The organism is Amycolatopsis benzoatilytica AK 16/65, from assembly GCF_000383915.1.
GTDB classification, from domain to species: Bacteria; Actinomycetota; Actinomycetes; order Mycobacteriales; family Pseudonocardiaceae; genus Amycolatopsis; species Amycolatopsis benzoatilytica.
Map to the genome: position 1 here is coordinate 4,830,425 of NZ_KB912942.1, position 18,900 is coordinate 4,849,324.

Below are 18,900 nucleotides of genomic sequence, written 5' to 3' on the forward strand. Positions count from 1 at the left end.
CTCGGTGCGGCATTTATCACAGTGTCAGCACGCTGGAGGTCTGCGTCGATGTCCGACCCACTCAACGCACCGCCCGGAGTCGACCCGACCAAGTCGAGTGTCGCGCGTCTCTACGACTATCTCCTCGGCGGGAAAGACAACTACGAGATCGACCGGCAGGTCGCCCGCGAGATGGCGGCGGCGGTGCCGGAGATCGCGCAGACCGCGTTGGAGAACCGGAACTTCCTGATCCGCGCCTGCCGCTTCCTCGCCTTCAGCGCGGGCGTCCGGCAGTACATCGACTGCGGGTCCGGGCTGCCGACGACGGAAAACGTGCACCAGGTCGTGCAGCGCGCGGACCCGACGGCGAAGGTCGTCTACGTGGACTACGACCCGGTGGTGGCCAGCCACGGCCGGGCGCTGCTGGACGAGAACGACTTCACCGAGTACATCCAGGCCGACATCTTCGACCCGATGAGCATCCTCGACAACCCGACGGTGCAGAACCACCTCGACTGGAACGAGCCGATCGCGGTCCTGTTCATCGCGGCGCTGCACCACCACAAGGGCGACCGCGGCGCACCGGCCGCGGTGACCAAGAAGTTCGTCGACCGGCTTCCCTCCGGCTCCTTCCTGGCGATCACCCACCTGATCGACGCGGCCGACAGCTCGCCGGACGACCAGGCGGTGCAGGACCTGGTCGAGGCGATCCACAAGGGCTCGATGAAGGACGTCACCGCGCGCACCCGCGAGGAGATCACCCAGCTGTTCCACGACCTGGAGATGATCCCGACCGGACCCGGCCGGCCCGCCGAGATCGTCGCGATTTCCGACTGGTGGCCGGACGGCCCGCGGCTGGGCGGGCAGACCGTCGCACAGCGGATCATGGCCGGCGGGGTGGCCCGGAAGCCCTGAGCGGGCGCTGAGTTTCGACGCGAGGGCCGGTGCTCCGGCCGGACAGCTTCGGCTGTTCCGGCGGAGCACCGGCCCTTTTCGGGTGCCCGGCCGTCTCGATCCGGTGCCGTCCCCGCGACCAGGTCACCGCCGCCAGCGGACCGGACGGCAACCCGGCACCCGCGCTGGCTCACTGCGCGACCAATTCCGGTTCCGCGGCCGGTTCCGGAGCAGTCGAACGCCGCAAAGCCACCATCCCGACGACTGCGAACACCACCACGACAGCGGCGCCGATCCCGGCCACCGTGTGCAGCCCCGACGAGAACGCGTCCCGCGCGGCAGCCAGCAACTGCTCCCCGACGCGCCCCGGCAGCGTCGCCGACGCCTCGATCGCCCCGGCGATGCTGTCGGTCGCCTGCGCGGCCGCCGGTGCCGGAACCCCGGCCGGGACGACGATCCCGCCGCGGTACACCGCCGTCGCGACGCTGCCGAACACCGCGATCCCCATCGCTATCCCGAATTCCGCGCTGGTCTCGGACATCGCCGAGGCCGCCCCCGCCCGCCGCGGCGAGACCGAGCCGACCACCATTTCGGTGCACAGCACGCCCTGCGGTCCCATGCCGAAGCTGGCGATCGCCATGCCCAGCACCACGAACGGCACGCCGCCGGTCCCGCCGGCGAGCGTGAACAGCACGATCCCGCCCGCCGCCACGAGCATTCCGAAGCCCAGCACGAACTCCGGCCGGTACCGGCGCGCCAGCCGCGGCGCGATCATCGAGCCGACGACCACCGCGAGCGCCTGCGGAACCAGCAGCAGGCCCGCGTCCACGGTGTTCAGTCCGGCGACCATCTGCAGGTACTGGCTGACCAGCATGAACACCCCGCCCATGGTGACCGCGCCGACCAGCATGATCGCCACCGCCGCGCTGAACGCGCGCACCCGGAACAAGCCGAGGTCGAGCAGCGGGTGTTCCAGCCGCTGCTGCCGCCGGACGAAAACGGCGCCGATCGCGAGACCGGCCGCGAGCACGAACAGTTCGAACAGAGACAAACCGTTCTTGGCGATTTCCTTGAGCGCGTAGATCACCGGCAGGATCGCGCCGAGCGACAGCGCGACGCTGGCGAGGTCAAGGCGTCCGGCGGCGGGATCGCGGTACTCCGGCAGCAGCTTCGGCGCGGTGGTGAGCAGCAGGATCATCACCGGCACGCCGAGCAGGAACACCGAGCCCCAGCGGAAATGCTCCAGCAGGAAGCCGCCGGCCACCGGACCGGCCACCATGCCGCCCATGAAGCAGCTCATCCAGACCGCGATCGCGGCGCTGCGCTCCTTGGGGTCCGGGAACATGTTGCTGATCAGCGCGAGCGTCGACGGCATCAGCGTCGCGCCGGCGACCCCGAGCACCGCGCGCGCCGCGATGAGCATCTCCGGACTGGTCGAGAACGCCGCCGCGACCGACGCGAGCCCGAACGCCGCACTGCCCGCCATCAGCAGCTTCCGCCGCCCGATCCGGTCGCCGAGGGTGCCCATCGTGACGAGGAACCCGGCGATCATGAAGCCGTAGATGTCGATGATCCAGAGCAGCTGCGTGCTGGACGGCCGCAGGTCCGCGGCGAGGTGCGGAACCGCGAGGTGCAGCACGCTCATGTCCAGCGACAGCAGCACGGTCGGCAGGGCCAGCACCGCCAGGCCCAGCCATTCTCGTCGTCCTGCGCTCATTGCCCGTCTCCCGTCGATCAGTGGTCTCACGGAAGCGACGATCGGAGCCAGGGCGGATCGACATCGGCGGCGAAAAAGATTTCGGTGCGGTTCGACGGACGGTGTTTCCGCAGGTCGACCGCCTGCCGAGGGCACCGCGCGCTGCCCTGCTGGTTGTCCGTCTCGGTTGACCTTCAAGCCGCTTGAACCCTGATGATGGGCAGGTGCCCAACCTGCTCACTATCGGTGCGTTCGCCCGCCGTTGCGGCCTCACCGCCAGCGCGCTGCGCTTCTACGCGGATTCCGGCCTTGTCCGGCCGGTCCGGGTGGACGGCGAATCCGGCTACCGCTACTACTCGCCAAGCCAAGTGGGCGAGGCACTGCTCGTCCGGCAGCTGCGCGAAATCGGCCTGCCGCTGGAACGCGTGGCGGCGGTTCTCGCCGCGGACCGAGGCGAAGCCGCGCGGATCGTCGACAACCACGTCGCCAGCCTGACCTCGCAGGCACGGGCGGCGCGCGCCACGGCCGCCGAACTGAAAGCCGCACTGGGCGGGTCAGCGGCTCCCGCTTCCTCCGTCGTGGTCACCGGCCCGGTCTTCACCGCCGCCGTCGAACAGGTCCTCACCGCCGCGACGCAGGAGTTGCCGGAGCTCAACAGCCTGCGCCTGGAAGTCTCCGCCGGAACGATCGTGCTCACCGCGACCGACCGGTACCGGCTCGCCACCCGCACTCTGGCCACCGCCGAACCGGACCCAGCCGAGTGGACCGCCACCATCGACGCCGACGACCTGCGGCTCGTCCTGCCCTGGACCCGTGGCCACCACCGACTGCGGCTGAGCGCCCGAGCAGGCAGCGTCGGTTTCGACGGCGGCGACGGAGCGGTCCGCACCTGCCGGACGCTCAGCGACCCCTTCCCCGACTACCGCCTGATGCTCGATTCCCTGCCCTCAGCGCGCACGCGGACCGTCGTGTCACGCGCCGCTTTGCTGTCCAGTGTGGAGCGACAGTACTCGCCACGGATCCGGCTCTCCTTCGAGGAAGCGAAAGTAACCGTTGCGGCCGAGGTAATTCCGGCTGTCCACACTGGACCACCGAGCTCGCTGGAGTTCGCGGCGAACACGCTGTACCCGGCTCTTCGCACCGCCGTCGGACCGGACGTGATGCTGGACATCGCCGCGCCGCACCTTCCCGTCGTCGTGCGCTCCGCCGACGACGGCGACTTGACGACCCTCGCGATGCCGCTGGAAGGGAAGAACTGATGTCGGACCCGATGCTCGCCGAGATCACCGCCGCCGTGACCGTGGGCCGGACTGGCGACGCAGACGCGGCGCGCGCCCGGCTGCGAGACCTCTGGGACGAAATCGGTCCCGGCGGCGATCCTTTCCACCGGTGCGTTCTCGCGCACTACCAGGCGGACCTGTTCGCCGATCCGGCCGAAGCACTGGTCTGGGACGTGCGGGCCCTGGACGCGGCCGCGACCGTCACCGATGAGCAGGTCCAGGCGCATTCCGCCGGGACGCAGGTAGCCGGGTTCTACCCGTCTCTGCACCTGAACCTCGCGGACAACTTCCGCCGCCTCGGCTCGTTTCCCGCCGCCGAACACCACATCGCCGAAGCCCGCCGCCGGCAGGACGCCCTCGGCGACGACGCCTACGGAGCCCTGCTCCGCCAGGCGATCAGCGAGGTAGCCGAGGCCATCGCCCACCGGTCCACGGAGAGGCGGGCCACCGCGCCAGGGGTGGGATAGGTCAACGTCCGTGAAGGGCGCCCTGGGGGAATCTGATTCCCTCAAGGGGCCCTTCACGGACTGCTGGAGCACGCGGCGGTCGGTCCGGCGTGCCGCTTCGCCAGCGCGGGCCCCGGCTCGGACCGGCAACCCTCAAGTAGCTCGATCGAGTGAACCTTCGCGCCAATCCCGCGCAACCGGACAATCCCCCCGTATTCCAGGCCGTGAAGGACCCCTTGAGGGAATCTGATTCCGGCGCGGGGCCCTTCACGGACAGTTAGCCCGGCACCTTCAGTGCCCGCATCCGCGCGTACAGCGTCGTCCGCGAGATCCCCAGCGCGCCGGCCGCCTTGACCTTGTTCCCGCCGGCCGACCGCAGGGCCGCCACGATCGCGTTCCGCTCGGCCCGTTCGATCGGAGCCAGCTCGTGCCCGGAGGCGTCCGCCAGCAGCGTCGGCGGCAGGTCGGCCGGGCCGATCGCGCCTGCCGATCGCTTGCGGATCGCCTGCCCGAGCACCCCGCGCAGCTCGGGCAGGTTTCCCGGCCAGTCGTACGAGCCGAGGATCCGCATCGCGCCGGGCGTGATGTTGTGCGTTCGCCCAGCCCCGAGTTCCGCCAGCATCCGCATCGCGACCTCGGGGAAGTCCGAGCGATGCGCCAGCGGCAGCAGCTCGACGCTCTCCGCGCACGACGCGACCAGCGCCCGCTCCGGCCCGCTCAGCCCCTCGCGCGGTCCGGTGGTCAGGACCAGATTCGGCCCCGCTCCGGTGGCGGCGTGCCGGGCCACCAGGTCGACCAGCTCAGCGGGCAGCAGATCCGCGCCGTCGACGCAGATGGTTCCGCTCCCTGCCTCGACCGCGGTCTGAAACTGCGCCGCCCACACCGCGGATCCGCCCAGCACCGCCTGCGCACCGGTCAGCAGCGTGCACGCGGGTGCGCGCAGCTGGGCTTCCGTCGTGCGGCCGGCCCCCGGCGGGCCGGAGATGTGCACATGCCCGATCGCGGCGGGCGAAACCTGCCGGACGCGGCCGCGCCGGCGGGTCTCGCCCGTGCCCAGCGGACGGATCTCGACCAGCACCCCGCCGCGAGCGCCGGAAACCGGTTCGGCGCGGACCCGGACGCGCTGCCCGGACCGCAGCTCGGTCTCCATTTCGGACGGTCCGGCGACCTCGCCGGCGAGGTTCCACAGCTGCGCGACATCCGAACCGTCCAGCAGGTCCGCGGCGGCCTGATTGCACAGCAGCAGGTCCGGGCCGATCGCGACCACCGGCCGGGTGCGCCGCGACGCCGCCTGGAACGCGGCCAGCAACGACCGTTCGGACACTTTGCTGCCCTCGAGAAGCTGTCGCTCGATCTCCTCCACGGCCTTCGCGACCAGCGGTGCGAGCAGCGGGTTCGCCTCGGCGGCCAGCAGGGTGATGTCCAGCGCGCCCTCCAGCCTGCGGGTCACCGGATGGAAAATCGGGTGCCCGTAACAGCTGAAGCCGCGCAGCGCCTCGGCGTAGTGCTCTTCGCCGTGCACCACGATGCTCGACCGAGTCTCCAGCGCGGTGCCCGGACCGTTGGTGCCGACCACGTCTTCCAGCAGGCAGGAGCCTATTTCCAGGCCCAGCTCCTCGAAGCAGTCCTCGGCCGCGCGATCGGCGCTCCACCGGTGCACCATCCGGCCCTCGTGGTCGACGAGCACAGTGGACATCGCGGTACCGGCGAGCCGCTCGTCCAGGTCTTCCAGCACCGGGGCGGCGGCGGACAGCAAGTGGCTGGCCGGGTCGACCTCCGCGGTCCGCAGATCGAGCAGCGCGGTGGCGGGCGCCAGACCGGCGAGCGAGGCACGGTGCCAGGACTGGGCGATCGGTTCCCGCAGCGCCACGCTGCGCGAGGACGTCATCGAGCTCACGCGGATCTCCACCTTCGTTGGTGACGCGCAGCAGGATAACCGTCGCTCTCCGCTGACGCTGTCCAGAACTTGAACACTTGGCCCCCGAATCACCCGGCAAGGTGGTGCCCCACCACCACCCGCGTGTCCGTGATGCGATCCGACGCGCGGTCCTTACCTCGAAAGGGGAAGCAGCGTGACTCTCAGTCACTCCGAGCCGGACACCGGGAACGAGCGTCCGGGCGTTTCCCGGCGCGGGTTCCTCGGCTACGTCGTCGCGGCCGGGACCCTGGTCGTGGCCGCCGACGTCGGGCTCACCACCTCCGCGGCGGCGAACGGACTCGCTCCGGCCGCGGTGCCGTCGCTTCCGCAGCCGCCCGAGCTGTACGACCTCAACGACGCGCTCACCGACGCCGCCCTGCCGACGTCGCAGCTGATCACCGTCACGATCAACAAGGACGGCAGCGCGTCGTTCGCGATCCCCCGTGCCGAAGTCGGCCAGGGCATCACCACCTCCTCGGCGATGATCATCGCCGAGGAGCTCGACCTGCCGGTCGAGAAGGTGCATGTCACGCTCGCCCCGGCCCGCCCGGAACTGCTGTTCAACCAGCTGACCGGCGGCTCGAACACCACGGTGTCGACCTACACGCCGATCCGGGTGGCCGCCGCGATCGCCAAGCAGCAGCTGCTCCAGGCAGCCGTGCTCCTGCTGGGCGGCACCGCCGACCGGTACCTCGTCAAGGGCGGGGTGATCACCGCGCCGAGCGGAAAGTCGCTCACCTACGGCGAATTGGCGACGAAGGCCGCGTCCAGCACCACCAAGCAGGTCACGCTCGACCCGAGCAAGCTCAAGAACGCCAGCCAGTTCAAGGTGCTCGGCAAGCCGCAGAACCGGCTCGACGCGCTCGACATCGTCACCGGCAAGAAGCAGTTCGCGATGGACCTGGACGTCCCGGGCGCGCTGCCGACCATGATCTGCCGGCCGCCGACGCTCAACGGCACACCGAAAGCCGTCCGCAACAAGGCGGACGTGCTGAAGCTGCCCGGCGTCACCGACGTCGCGATGATCCCGACCGGAGTCGCGGTCCGCGCGGAAACCTTCGGCCAGTGCATCGACGGCGTGCGCGCGCTCCAGGTCGACTGGGGCAAGGGCAGCGTCGAGGGCGAGAACGACGAAACGGTGCTGGCGAACCTGCGCCGAGCCGAGCTTCCCCTTGCCGTGCCGAAGGTTCCGGTCCTGGCGCAGACGGTCGAGGCGGACTTCGAGTTCATGTTCCGCTCCAGCGCGGCGCTCGAGCCCTACTGCGCGGTCGCCGACGTCCGGGACGGCAGCGCGGAAATCTGGGCCGGCCTGAAGTCGCCGATCGTCTCGCAGGGCGAGGTAGCGCAAGCGATCGGATTGCCGCAGGGCAAGGTGAAGGTGCACGTCATCACCGGCGGCGGTTCCTTCGGGCACAAGCTGTTCGGCAACCACGCCATCGAAGCGGCACAGGCATCGAAGGCGTTCGGCAAGCCGGTGCGGCTGATGTGGCACCGCGCCGACGAGCCGCGCCAGGGCCGGCTGCACCCGATGGCGACGTCGCGGATGCGAGCCACCGTGCTCGCCGGCAATGTGCTCACCTTCGAGCAGCGGCACACGTCGGTGGAGACCTCGTTCCGGCACGGTCTCGGCGAAGTGCTGACCTCGGTCGCCACGAAACTGCCGACCGGGCTGGGCAACCTCGGCGTGGCCGAAGCAGTTTTCGTGCTGAGCCAGGAAATGCCGTACAACTTCGGCGTCGTCGACCAGACGCTCACCGAGACCGACCAGCGGTTCAACACCGGGTCGATGCGCAACGTCTACTCGCCGGACGTGGGCTGCGCCAACGAGCTGATGGTGGACATCCTCGCCAAGGCGATGGGCAAGGACCCGCTGGCGTTCCGGCTCGAATTCCTGAAGAACGACAAGGTGAAGAGCGTGTTGCGCAAGGTCGCCGAGGTCGGCGGCTGGGGCAAGAAGATGGCCCCGGGCACCGCGCAGGGCATCGCGATCCACAAGGAGTACAAGGGCGCGAGCGCCTGCCTGGTGGAGATCGACTGCCGTCCGGAGACGGTGAACCGCAAGATCCGCGACGGCGTCGGCGGTCCGCGCGTGACGAAGGCGGTCATCGCCATCGACACTGGGCTGGTGATCAACCCGCGCGGTCTGGAAGCCCAGATGATGGGCTGCTTCTCCGACGGGCTGGCGCTGGCGCTGACCAGCAGTGTCCACCTGAAGGACGGGCATTTCCTGGAAGCCAGCTGGGACAACTACTTCTACACCCGGCAGTGGAACATCCCGCACGACTTCACCGCGATCGCGATGCCGTCCAACGGGGAGCAGCCGGGCGGCGGCGGCGAAGCGGGCGTGGCCTGTTCCGTCGCGGCGGTCGCGTGCGCGTACGCCCGCGCCACCGGCAAGGTCCCGAAGCGGTTCCCGATCAACCACGACGACCCGATCGGCTTCGAAGTCAAGACGTTCATCCCGCCCGTTCCCGAATCCCCGACCGACGGCCTGCGCCACACCTACTGAGGAGCCACCCGACGATGAGCAAGCACACCTTCATCCTCAACGGGAAGCCGGTGTCCGTCGACGTCGACGACGACGTGCGGCTGCTGTGGGTCCTGCGCGACGTGCTCGGCGTGCGCGGGCCGAAGTACGGCTGCGGCATCAACGTGTGCAAGGCGTGCACGTCGCACTTCAACGGCAAGGCGTTCAACCCGTGCTCGGTGCGGGTCGCGGACATCAAGGCCAGCGACGAGATCACCACGATCGAGGGCCTGCCGGACACCGTCAAGGCCGATCTGCACCCGATGCAGGAAGCCTGGCTGGAGAACGACGTCGCGCAGTGCGGCTACTGCCAGCCCGGCCAGATCATGGCCGCGGTGGCCAAGGTGAAGCAGGTCAAGGCCGAGGGCCGGGAGATCACCGACGCGGACCTGGACGAGATCCGCAACGTCTGCCGATGCGGGACCTACTCCCGCATCCGCGAGGCGATCAAGGCCGGCGCCGCGAAGATGTGAGCCGCGTTCGCTGCCCCGCACCCGCTTCCCGGTGCGGGGCAGCGTCGTGTCCGGGACTTGCCTGGACCAGCGCGCCGCCGAGGAGCAGCACGCCGACGCCGATCAGCTGCGCCGCGGTCAGCGCCTGGCCCAGCAGCAGCCAAGCAAGCAGGAGGGCGACCAGCGGTTCGGCCAGTGCCAGCACTCCGGCCGCCGCGACCGGCAGTCCGCGCAGGGCAGCCAGCCCGGCCAAGTACGGCACGACGGTGCCCGCCGCGGCCAGCACCAGCAGGGCCGGCCAGACCGGGAAGCTCGCCCCGCCGAGCCGGATCGGGCCGGCGGCGGCTTGCAATGTCCACAATGGACTCATTGCCAGCACCGCGGCCGCGCCGATCGCCAGCCCGGCCGCGGTCAGCCCGACCGGATCATGGTGCCGTACACCGCGTTCTCCGAGCAGGAAGTATCCGGCCGAGCAGACCGCCGAAGCGAGTCCCGCGACGACGCCGAGCACGTCCAGCTTCGTGCCCAGCCCGACGCCCGAGAGCAGCACCAGCCCGCCGATCGCGAGCGCGATGCCCAGCCAGGCCGGCGAAGAGAGCACGGACCGGCGGACGAAGCGCACCCACAGCGCGACCAGCACTGGCGACAGGTTGACGAGGACCATCGCGACCCCGACCGGAATCCGTTCTACCGCGGCGAAAAAGAAGAGCTGCACGCCCGCGACGCCGAGCAGACCGTCACCGAGCGGCAGCCACCGTTCGCCGCGCCGGAACCGCAGCGCCCGCGGCCGGGCGAGCGCGACGGCGGGCAGCAGCAGGACCGCGGCCAGCCCGATCCGTGCCGCGGTGGCCGCCGCCGGGCTCCAGCCCGAGTCCATCACCGCTTTGGCGAGCGGACCGGAGCTCGCGAACAGCGTCCAGGAGAGCAGGCTCAACCCGGTCGAGGTGCTCCGCTGCGGTGCCATCCGCGCATTGTGCGGGCGCGCACGGGACGGCGGCCACTGGTTTTCCGGGTGCGACGCGGGCCACATTCCCGGTTGTCACAACTTCCAGGCGCGCGGCATCTCATGGGCATCCGCTGCACGACACTGGAGGAAACGATGAACGCACGCATCGACATGATGGGCAACGACACCGCCAAGGCGCTCGGCAAGCGGTTCGCCGGGCTGAGCATGGTGTTGCACAACTCGTCGCTGCCGCAGCCGACACAGGAGCTGGTTTCGTTGCGCGCCAGCCAGATCAACGGCTGCGGTTTCTGCACCGACATGCACACCAAGGACGCCACCGCGGCCGGGGAGACCGTCGAACGGCTGTTCCTGGTCGCTGCCTGGCGCGAAGCGACGGTGTTCACCGACGCCGAGCGGGCCGCGCTCGCGCTGACCGAAGAAGGCACCCGCGTCGCCGACGGCGGGAGCGTGTCGGACGAGACGTGGGCGGAGGTGCAGAAACACTACGACGAGGACCAGCAGGTCGCGTTGATCTTCCTGGTCGGGTTGATCAACGCGGCGAACCGGATGAACGTCATCGCCCGCACGCCGGCCGGGTTCTACCAGCCGGCGATGCGCGCCGCGTTCGCGGACTGAGCGGCACACGTGCCGCCGCCGAGCAGCGGTGGAGCTCGGCGGCGGCCCGTGCCCTTCCTTCCCCCGGGCGGAAAACCCGTGCGCCTAGTCGATCCGGGCGATGGCCGACCCCTGTTTCACCACTTCGCCCTCCGCCACCAGCAGCCGGAGCACGCCGGCTGCCGGTGCGGGGACTTCCGCGTCGACCTTGTCGACCGCGACCTCGGCGATCAGGTCGCCTTCGGCCACCGTCGCGCCGTCCGCGGCGAACCAGGTGGCCAGTACTCCCTCGGCCTCCGGATCGTTCTCGGACAGCGCCGGGAACACGATGTCGGTCATGCGCCCACCAGGTCGAGCACGGCACGGCGGATCCGGGCCGGCGTCGGCAGGACCGCGTACTCCAGCGGCCGCGCGTACGGGATCGGCACGTCCGGCACCGCGACCCGGGCGGCGGGCGCGCGCAGCAGGCCGGGATCCCGTTCCGCGACGCGGGCGATCACCTCGCCGGACAGGCCGAACGACAGGTAGTCCTCGTCGACCACCAGCAGCCGCCCGGTCTTGCCCACCGAGGCGAGGATCGTGTCGGTGTCCAGCGGGACCAGGCTGCGCAGGTCCACGACCTCGCAGTCGACGCCCTGCCCGGCGAGCTCGTCGGCGACGTCCAGCGCGTGGTGGACCGAGAGCGACAGCGTGACGATCGTGACGTCGCCGCCGGTGCGCACCACGTTCGCCTTGCCGATCGGGACCTCGTAGTCGCCTTCCGGCACCGCGTCGACCGAGCGGCGGTTCTTCGCCATCCACGGCAGCCCCATGACTCCCTTGTGGAACAGGTACACCACCGGGTTGTCGTCCCGGATCGCCGCGGTCATCAAGCCCTTGGCGTCGGCCGGGCAGCTCGGCACGACGACCTTCATCCCGGGCAGGTGCGCGAACGTCCCCCACAGGCACTGGGAATGCTGCGCGCCGTCGGAATAGCCGCCGCCGACCGCGGCGGTCAGCACCATCGGCACCGCCACGTTGCCGCCGGACTCGAAGTGGATCTTGGCCATGTGGTTGTAGATCTGATCCATGCAGACGCCGAAGAAGTCGACGAACATCAGCTCGACGATCGGCCGCAGGCCCTCGACCGCCGCGCCGATCGCGGTGCCGATGAACGCGGACTCCGAAATCGGTGTGTCGAGCACCCGGCGCGGGCCGAATTTGTCGAGCAACCCGGTGGTGGAGCTGAAGATCCCGCCGTAGGCTCCGACGTCCTCGCCGAGCACGAACACCCGGTCGTCGCGCTCCATTTCCTGGGAGATCGCCTCCACCATGGCTTTCGCGGTGCTGAGCTTCCGCCCGGCGGGCGCGGAGGGTTCGGTGAGCGTCATTGCTTCTCTCCTCGCTGGTCAGGCTTGCGCGAACACGAAGTCCAGGGCAGCGGCCGGGTCGGGCTCGGGACTGTCCTTGGCGAACGCGATGGCCGCTTCGACCCGCTTGCTCGCGTCTCCGGCGATGCCGGCGGCCGCGGAATCGTCGAGCACGCCGTCGGCGCGCAGCTGCCGTTCGTAACCGGGCAGCGGATCCCGGCCGGGCACCCCCTCCAGATCGGACCGGTAGCCCTGCGCGTCACCCTCGAAGTGGCCCCACAGCCGAAGCGTGTGCACCTCGATCAAGCTGGGCCCGTCCCCGGCGCGGGCCCGCGCGACCGCCCGGCCCGCCGCCTCGTGCACCGCCTCGACCGAGTTGTCCTCGACGCGTTCGCCCGGAATCCCGTACCCGGCAGCACGTTCCGCGTTCGACGGAACACAGGTGGACGCGGAGCGCGGCACCGAAATGCCCCAGTCGTTGTCCTCCACTACGAACACGACCGGCAGGTGCCACAACGCGGCGAGATTGAGCGATTCGTGGAACGCGCCCTGGTTCGCCGCCCCCTCGCCGGTGACCGCGACCGCGACCCGGTCGGTTCCGCGGCGCTGGAACGCGAACGCCTGCCCGAGCGCCGGCGGATACCCCTCGGCGATGATGCCGGAGCAGGAGAAGTGCACGGTCGGGTCGAACAGGTGCATGTGCCCGCCGCGTCCCTTGCCGAGACCGGTCGAGCGGCCGAAGATCTCCGCGGTCATCTTGTCCAGGTCGACGCCGTGCGCGATGGCGAAATGATGCGGCCGGTGCGTGGCGGTGACCGCGTCGTCGGCGGTGAGGTGCGCACAAACCCCCGCAGCGACCGGTTCCTGCCCGGCGGACAGGTGCATCTCGCCCGGCACCAGCCCGGCCCCGATGTCGAAGACCGGTTTCTTGTCGGCGTGGTACTCGCGGAGGATCGCCTCCTCGTACGTGCGGATCAGGACCATCGTGCGGTACAGGTCCAGCCTGACCTTTGCTTCCATCGGGACCTCCGATTCGCTCTGGAGGCCAGAATCGCGCTGGTCCGGTCGCCGGACAACGGGCTGGATTTCAGATGGTGATAACGCTCAGCGCGCGAGACACCCGCTGCGCGGCCCGGCGCAACGACTGCGGCTGCGCGGTGCCCAGCCTCCGCGACGGGAGCGAAATCGCGACCGCCCCCAGCAACCCGTGCGCACGGACGGTGGCGGCCACGCACGACGTGCCCAGAAGGTATTCCTCGCGGTCGTTGAAGACGTCGTCGCTCTGCGAAAGCCGCTGCTCGAGGACGCGGGTGTCGGTGATGGTGTGCGGCGTGAGATCGGCGAGCCGGTGGCGGGAGAGGTAGTCGCGCCGCCCGTCGGCGTCGAGAGCGGACAGGATGCACTTGCCGAACGCCGTCGCGTGCGCCGATTCGTGCACGCCGACCCACAAGTCGGCCGACGGCGCGGTCGGGCCGTCGGCGATGTCGACAAGCTTGATGTCGCCGTCGGAATAGAGCGAGAGGTACGCGGCGCCGTGGACCTCGTCGCGGAGCGCGCGCAGGACTGGACGGATGCGCGGCAGCAGAGCGTGGAGCGAGTTGCGCCGGCGGAGTTCGCCGACCTGGCTGCCGAGCGTGTAGCCGTCGTCGAGTTTGCTGAGATAGCCCTCGTGGACGAGGGTGCGGAGCAGGTGATACGCCGTCGGCAGCGGCAGGCCGACAGTGCGCGCGAGCACCTTCGCCGGGACCGGGCGTTCGCTCGCGCCGACCGCGTCGAGCAGGTGGAGGGCGCGTTGGACAGACCCGATCAGAGTCGGTTCAGCCGCCATGCTGGTCACCTCCGCTGGTAACGCCCGCGAGATCCAGCATGAGGGATCGCTCTGACCTGGGCAAGGGCGGTTCAGCCGGACGGTTTACCGGGGTGTGGTCCGGGGAAGAGCCCGTTCACCCCACGCCGCGCCACTCCCCGCAAGGCGCGACACACGAGGATCGGAATCGCCCGCCAGCCGGGCCAGCGCGGCGGCCAGCCGCTCGCGATCGTGTTCAGCACATCCAGTGCGCCGAGCCGGACCGGCCCGGTACCGCGACTGCGCTGTCCAGCCGCCAGCACGCGTGACGGGGCCGCGTCCTCGGTCGCGACGAGCGGGGATGGCAGACCGATGCAGCCGCCGTCGGCCCGCCGTCCCGGAACGGCCCGCACCGGCTGTCCGAGGACTGCCCGGACCGCCCGAACCGCTCGCACTGAGCAGCGCAAACACCCGTCGTTCGCCAGTTGTGCGGGAATCTACTCGCTGGTAGGTTACCGGCCAGTCGTGATCCACTTCACGGTTCAAAGGGGAGCCATGATCCGGAAACCCGTCCGCGCGCTGATCGCCGCCGCCGCTCTCGCGATCTCGTCCGCCGTCGCGCTGCCCGGCGTGGCCTCGGCCGATTCCTTCTACCAGTACGACGGCAGCGCGCCGCTCTCGTCCTACGCCCCGGGCACCGTCCTCAAGACGCGGACGCTGAGCTACCACGTCTTCGGCATTCCCACTCCGGTGCAAGCCACCCAGCTGCTCTACCGGACCTCCGACGCGCAGGGCCGGGCCACCGCCAACGTCACCTCGGTCGTGCGGAACCCGGTGAACCCCAACGGAAAAGCCATCTCCTACCAGTCCGCGTACGATTCGCTGAACCCGGCCGACTCGCCGTCTCGCGCGATCGCCGGGGACGTGCGGCTCGGCGGCGTGCTGCCGAACGCCGAGTCGCTGCTCATCGCGCCGGCGCTCGCGCTCGGCTACAGCGTCGTCATCCCGGACACCGAAGGCCCGACCGCCGATTTCGCCGCCGGCCCGGAGTACGGACAGACCACCCTGGACTCCCTCCGCGCCGCGACACACGCGCCCGGCACCGGAATGAACGGGACCACCAAGGTCGGTTTGCTCGGCTACTCCGGCGGGGCGATCGCGACCGGCTGGGCGTCCGCGCTCGCCGCGAGCTACGCGCCGGACGTGGCGAAGAACCTCGTCGGCTTCGCCGAGGGCGGCGTGCTGGTCGACCCGGCGCACAACCTCCAGTACGTCGGCGGCAGCCCGGTCTGGTCCGGGGTCATCCCGATGGCGCTGATCGGCGTTTCGCGCAGCTACGGCATTGACTTGAAGCCGTACGCCAGCGAGTACGGGCTGAAGGTGCTCGCCGAGACCGAAAACGCCTCGATCGTCGACGCGCTCGGCCACTACCCAGGGCTGACCTGGCAGAAGCTGGTCAAACCGGAGTACGCCGACCCGGATTCGGTGCCGCCGTTCGTGGACGCGGTGAACAAGGTGAACATCGGCTCCGCACCGACCCCGTCGGTCCCCGGGTTCATCGCGCAGGCCAACAACGGCGCGCTGGAAGGGACCGTCAGCAACGTGGCGGGCATCGGCTCCGGCGACGGCGTGATGGTCGCCGGGGACGTCCGCGCGCTGGCGAAGCAGTACTGCGCCACCGGGAACACCTCGATCCAGTACACGCAGTACGACCTGCTCAGCCACTCGAGCGCGGTCCCGGCATGGGCGCCGGCAGCGCTGGCCTGGCTGAACGACCGGTTCGCTGGGAAGGCCGCGCCGTCGAGCTGCGGGCAGATCGCGCCGGGCAACTCGCTGGCGCCGGAGCAGCACACCGGCGCGTAAGGCGTCGCCGGACAACCGAATGACCAGGGGAGCCGGACCGCCGCGGTCCGGCTCCCCGCGTTTCCGGCCCGGCGCGCGATCAGCGGCCGCCGAGGCTCTCCGCCAGCCGGTCCAGCTGCCGCGCCCGGTCCAACTGCCGCGCCCGGTCCAGCTGCCGCAGCCGGTCCGTCGTCGGCGCCGGGTTAGTCCGTGAAGGGCCCCTTCACGGAATCTAAGTCCGTGAGGGGCCCCTTCACGGAATCTAAGTCCGCGAGGGGCCCCTTCACGGAATCTAAGTCCGCGAGGGGCCCCTCACGGAACCCACGTCCCTGAAGGGGCCCTTCACGGACGTGGGCCGGAACCGCTGCCACGAGGGAGGCCCCCGTCCCGAAGGACGAGGGCCTCCCGGTGCCCGCTCAGGAAATCAGCCGTCCGATTCGGCCGACGGGAGGTACGCCCCCGGGACCTGGTCCGGGGCGAAGATCTTGTCCTCGCCCGGGTACGGCTGGGTCCACCCGTGCACCTGGTACCACGTGAAGTGGTCCATCTGCGCCGGGTTGGCGTAGTCCGCGGTGGCGTTCGGGCCGCTCAGCTTCTGCTGGGACTGCCACTGCTCCCACTGCTTCGCCACCTGCTGCTGGCTCGCGGGCACCGCCGCCGACGCCGCGGCCGTGGACGCGGTCGGGACCACGTCCGGACCGCACGACGGCAGGGTCTTGAGGCCCGCGGTCAGCGACGTCTGGTTCGGCACCGCGGTGAACGGTGCGTAGTCCGGCTTCGCGGTGAAGGCGGTCGACATCGGGGTGGCCGCGCTGTCCTTCTGGTTCATCGGGTGGATCCCGAGGATCTGCTCGATGGTGCGGATCATGGTGATCTGCGAGTAGTACCGGCTGTCGGTCTTGCCGCGCTGCGCGTACGGGCTGATGACCTGGATCGGCGCCCGGTGGCCGTCGACGTGGTCGAGTCCGGCCTGGGAGTCGTCCTCGACCACGAAGACGGCCGAGTCCTTCCAGTACGGGCTGTGCGAGATCGTGTCGACGATCTTGCCCACCGCGAGGTCGTTGTCGGCGACCTGCGCGGCCGGGCTCGGCGGCCCGCCGGTGTGGTCGCTCGACAGCCACAGCATGTTCAGGTTGGCCGGGCCGTTCTTCTCGAAGTCCTTCTTCCAGATCTCGTACCGGTACTGGTCCGGGACCGCGGTGTCGAACTTCGGGTAGCCAGGCACCGAAACGCTGTTCAGCGACGGGATCGGCGACGAGGAGACCATCGGGTAGGCGCTCGGCTCGCCGGTGGCGGCCATGTTCTTCGCGTCGCAGTAGGTGTTCTGCCAGCTGGCCGCGGCCGGCTTGTCCAGGAACTGGTGGAACTCCCCGAAGTCGCGGACCGACTTGCCGGCCGCCTGTGCCCCGCTCCAGATGAAGCCGCTGCGCTGGTGGCCCAGCGCGTCGTCCTCGGTGTCGTAGCTGCGGGTGTACTCGCCCGCCGACGATTCGGTGTACTCCGGGTTGTCCGACTGCATGAGCCAGTTGTGGCCCTCGGCGGAGTTCGTGCCGATGTCGTAGGTGTTGTCGTACAGGCCGAACTGCTGCGCCAGCGCGTGCTGGTTCGGCGTGACGGCCTGGCCGAACTGGGCCAGCGCGGCGTTGCCGTTGCCGGTCTTGATGTCCCCGTAGAGCTGGTCGTACGTCCGGTTCTCCTTGACCAGCAGGAACACGTGCTTGATCGTCGACGGGTCGCCGAGCCGCTGCGGGACCGGGACCGGCGCCACCGGGCGATTGCCCTTCGCCTGCTGCACCGAACCCGGGGTCCAGCCGTTCTGCCTGAACACCTGCGACGTGGCGGACCAGGTCTGCCAGTCGCTGGGCAAAGGGAAGCGCTGCAGGCTGGAGGTGGTGTCGTGCGTCCCGTGCCCGGCCGCGGTGGTCGGGCGGCGGGCGTCGATGCCGCGGGTGTTCGCGACCAGGATGTTGTTGCCCTTGGCCGAGATGCCGGACGGGAAGTAGTCCGTCGGCAGCAGCCCGATGAAGGCGGCCGGGGCCTGCGGGAACCAGTAGCGGTAGACCGCGACCGCGTTCGCCCGGCCGAGCGTCACCAGCAGGTGGCCGTCGTCGGTGAGCGCGATGTCGGTCGGCTCGTAGCCGACGGTGGCCTCCGGCCACGGCTGCGTCGCGATGGTCTGGACTACGGCGTCGCGCTTGGCGTCGATCACCGAAACGCTGTCGCTGCCGGTGTTCGCCACGAAGAGGGTGTCGTTCTTGGCACGCAGCGCGGTCGGGTGCAGGCCGACGTCGATGCTCTTGACCGCGGCGGCCGGGTTCGCCAGGTCGATCACGCTGACCGTGCCGGTGGTGGCGGCGCCGGTCTTCGGGTTCGCGACGATGTCAGTCCCGTAGGAGTTGATCGTCGTCTCGCCCGGCTTGGCGGCGCGGCCGCCCTCGTTGCCGACGTAGATCCGGTTGCCGATGCGCACCAGGGCGCGCGGCGCGTTGCCGACCGTCCAGCTCTGCTTGATCTGGCCGCTGGCCGCATCGATCGCGACGACCCGGTTCTGGCCGTTCACCGCGGAGTACACAGTGGACCCGTCGGCGGAGAAGACCGCGCCGGAGGCGAGCGCGTGCTTGCTGCCGTCGGCCGGGATGGCGACCCAGGTCGGGTTCGCGACGCTGCCGTCGGGCTGCACGTCGAACTTGCGGTAGCCGTCGGTCTGGCCGAGCCACAGCGTCTTGCCGTCCGGCGAGTACGACGGGCCTTCCTGTCCGACGTCGTTGCCCGGGATCTGCAGGTCGGCCAGCTTGTTCTTGCCGACCAGCTGCTGCACCTTCCAGCTCTTCAGGTCGACGATGGTCAGCGCGATGCCCCCGTCGGTGGTCAGCGCGGCCAGGTGGCTGCCGTCCGGGCTGACTTCCGAAGCCATGATCTTGCCGTTCGGGACGACCAGGCGGTCGCCGATCGGCTTGAGGTACTGGTCGCTGGAGATCGTCAGGCCGTACTTGCCGTCCGAACCGACCTGGTCGTTGCCGAACTGCTGGGTGGAGGCGAGGCCGATGCCCGAACCGGCGGCCACGAGAGCGACCGCGGTCGCCCCCGCGGTGCCATAACGCAGCCGGCGGGACCTGAGGAGCCCCTTGGACTCCCCTGCCCGCCTGCGTCGGCGCGTTACTTGCATTGAC

15 protein-coding genes are annotated in these 18,900 nt (G+C 70.2%); 7 read left to right on the forward strand and 8 right to left on the reverse strand.

Features of this window, described 5'->3' with window-relative positions:
* Positions 1–48: 48 nt before the first annotated feature.
* Complete coding sequence (locus tag AMYBE_RS0122150) at positions 49–894, forward strand: SAM-dependent methyltransferase (protein ID WP_020661579.1); 846 nt, start codon at positions 49–51, stop codon at positions 892–894.
* A 169-nt stretch (positions 895–1,063) separates the two neighbouring features.
* Here AMYBE_RS0122150 and AMYBE_RS0122155 read toward each other — a convergent pair whose 3' ends face one another.
* Positions 1,064–2,590 (reverse strand): MFS transporter, encoded by a 1,527-nt coding sequence (locus AMYBE_RS0122155; protein ID WP_020661580.1) that lies wholly within the window; start codon positions 2,588–2,590, stop codon positions 1,064–1,066.
* Positions 2,591–2,793: 203 nt separating this feature from the next.
* Here AMYBE_RS0122155 and AMYBE_RS0122160 point away from each other — a divergent pair, with 203 nt between their 5' ends.
* Together AMYBE_RS0122160 and AMYBE_RS0122165 are read left to right on the forward strand one after the other, a co-directional pair.
* Entirely contained in the window at positions 2,794–3,828 is a 1,035-nt protein-coding gene (locus AMYBE_RS0122160; protein WP_020661581.1) for a DNA polymerase III subunit beta family protein, read from the forward strand.
* Entirely contained in the window at positions 3,828–4,316 is a 489-nt protein-coding gene (locus AMYBE_RS0122165) for a hypothetical protein (RefSeq protein WP_020661582.1), read from the forward strand. Before AMYBE_RS0122160 ends, AMYBE_RS0122165 begins: the two co-directional genes overlap by 1 nt.
* A gap of 256 nt (positions 4,317–4,572) precedes the next feature.
* Here AMYBE_RS0122165 and AMYBE_RS0122170 read toward each other — a convergent pair whose 3' ends face one another.
* On the reverse strand, positions 4,573–6,183 hold the full coding sequence (locus AMYBE_RS0122170) for a sigma-54-dependent Fis family transcriptional regulator (protein ID WP_027927887.1): 1,611 nt from the start codon (positions 6,181–6,183) through the stop codon (positions 4,573–4,575).
* A 184-nt stretch (positions 6,184–6,367) separates the two neighbouring features.
* On the opposite strand from AMYBE_RS0122170, the gene AMYBE_RS0122175 reads away from it, so the two are divergent.
* Both AMYBE_RS0122175 and AMYBE_RS0122180 read left to right on the forward strand, forming a co-directional pair.
* Positions 6,368–8,722 (forward strand): molybdopterin cofactor-binding domain-containing protein, encoded by a 2,355-nt coding sequence (locus tag AMYBE_RS0122175; RefSeq protein ID WP_020661584.1) that lies wholly within the window; start codon positions 6,368–6,370, stop codon positions 8,720–8,722.
* A gap of 14 nt (positions 8,723–8,736) precedes the next feature.
* Positions 8,737–9,213, forward strand: a complete 477-nt coding sequence (locus tag AMYBE_RS0122180; RefSeq protein WP_020661585.1) for a (2Fe-2S)-binding protein — start codon at positions 8,737–8,739, stop codon at positions 9,211–9,213.
* On the opposite strand, the gene AMYBE_RS0122185 is transcribed toward AMYBE_RS0122180, so the two are convergent.
* Entirely contained in the window at positions 9,188–10,156 is a 969-nt protein-coding gene (locus tag AMYBE_RS0122185; RefSeq protein WP_034289054.1) for an EamA family transporter, read from the reverse strand. The genes AMYBE_RS0122180 and AMYBE_RS0122185 overlap by 26 nt on opposite strands.
* A 135-nt stretch (positions 10,157–10,291) precedes the next feature.
* On the opposite strand from AMYBE_RS0122185, the gene AMYBE_RS0122190 reads away from it, so the two are divergent.
* Complete coding sequence (locus AMYBE_RS0122190; RefSeq protein ID WP_020661587.1) at positions 10,292–10,774, forward strand: carboxymuconolactone decarboxylase family protein; 483 nt, start codon at positions 10,292–10,294, stop codon at positions 10,772–10,774.
* 84 nt (positions 10,775–10,858) lie between these two features.
* On the opposite strand, the gene AMYBE_RS0122195 is transcribed toward AMYBE_RS0122190, so the two are convergent.
* The 4 genes from AMYBE_RS0122195 to AMYBE_RS0122210 all read right to left on the reverse strand — a co-directional run bounded on the left by AMYBE_RS0122195 (position 10,859) and on the right by AMYBE_RS0122210 (position 13,930).
* The gene (locus AMYBE_RS0122195; RefSeq protein WP_020661588.1) at positions 10,859–11,092 is read right to left on the reverse strand and encodes a biotin/lipoyl-containing protein; all 234 of its coding nucleotides are present in this window, start codon (positions 11,090–11,092) and stop codon (positions 10,859–10,861) included.
* A complete protein-coding gene (locus AMYBE_RS0122200) occupies positions 11,089–12,123 on the reverse strand; it encodes an alpha-ketoacid dehydrogenase subunit beta (RefSeq protein WP_020661589.1) in 1,035 nt (344 codons plus the stop codon). The genes AMYBE_RS0122195 and AMYBE_RS0122200 overlap by 4 nt, the downstream gene beginning before the upstream one ends.
* A gap of 18 nt (positions 12,124–12,141) precedes the next feature.
* Entirely contained in the window at positions 12,142–13,122 is a 981-nt protein-coding gene (locus tag AMYBE_RS0122205) for a thiamine pyrophosphate-dependent dehydrogenase E1 component subunit alpha (RefSeq protein WP_020661590.1), read from the reverse strand.
* 67 nt (positions 13,123–13,189) lie between these two features.
* Positions 13,190–13,930 (reverse strand): IclR family transcriptional regulator, encoded by a 741-nt coding sequence (locus AMYBE_RS0122210; RefSeq protein WP_020661591.1) that lies wholly within the window; start codon positions 13,928–13,930, stop codon positions 13,190–13,192.
* 513 nt (positions 13,931–14,443) lie between these two features.
* Here AMYBE_RS0122210 and AMYBE_RS0122215 point away from each other — a divergent pair.
* Positions 14,444–15,751 carry a lipase family protein gene (locus AMYBE_RS0122215; protein ID WP_020661592.1) on the forward strand — a complete coding sequence of 436 codons (1,308 nt, stop codon included), beginning with the start codon at positions 14,444–14,446 and terminating at the stop codon, positions 15,749–15,751.
* A 403-nt stretch (positions 15,752–16,154) separates the two neighbouring features.
* On the opposite strand, the gene AMYBE_RS0122220 is transcribed toward AMYBE_RS0122215, so the two are convergent.
* The gene (locus tag AMYBE_RS0122220) at positions 16,155–18,896 is read right to left on the reverse strand and encodes a bifunctional YncE family protein/alkaline phosphatase family protein (protein ID WP_027927888.1); all 2,742 of its coding nucleotides are present in this window, start codon (positions 18,894–18,896) and stop codon (positions 16,155–16,157) included.
* Positions 18,897–18,900 lie beyond the last annotated feature (4 nt).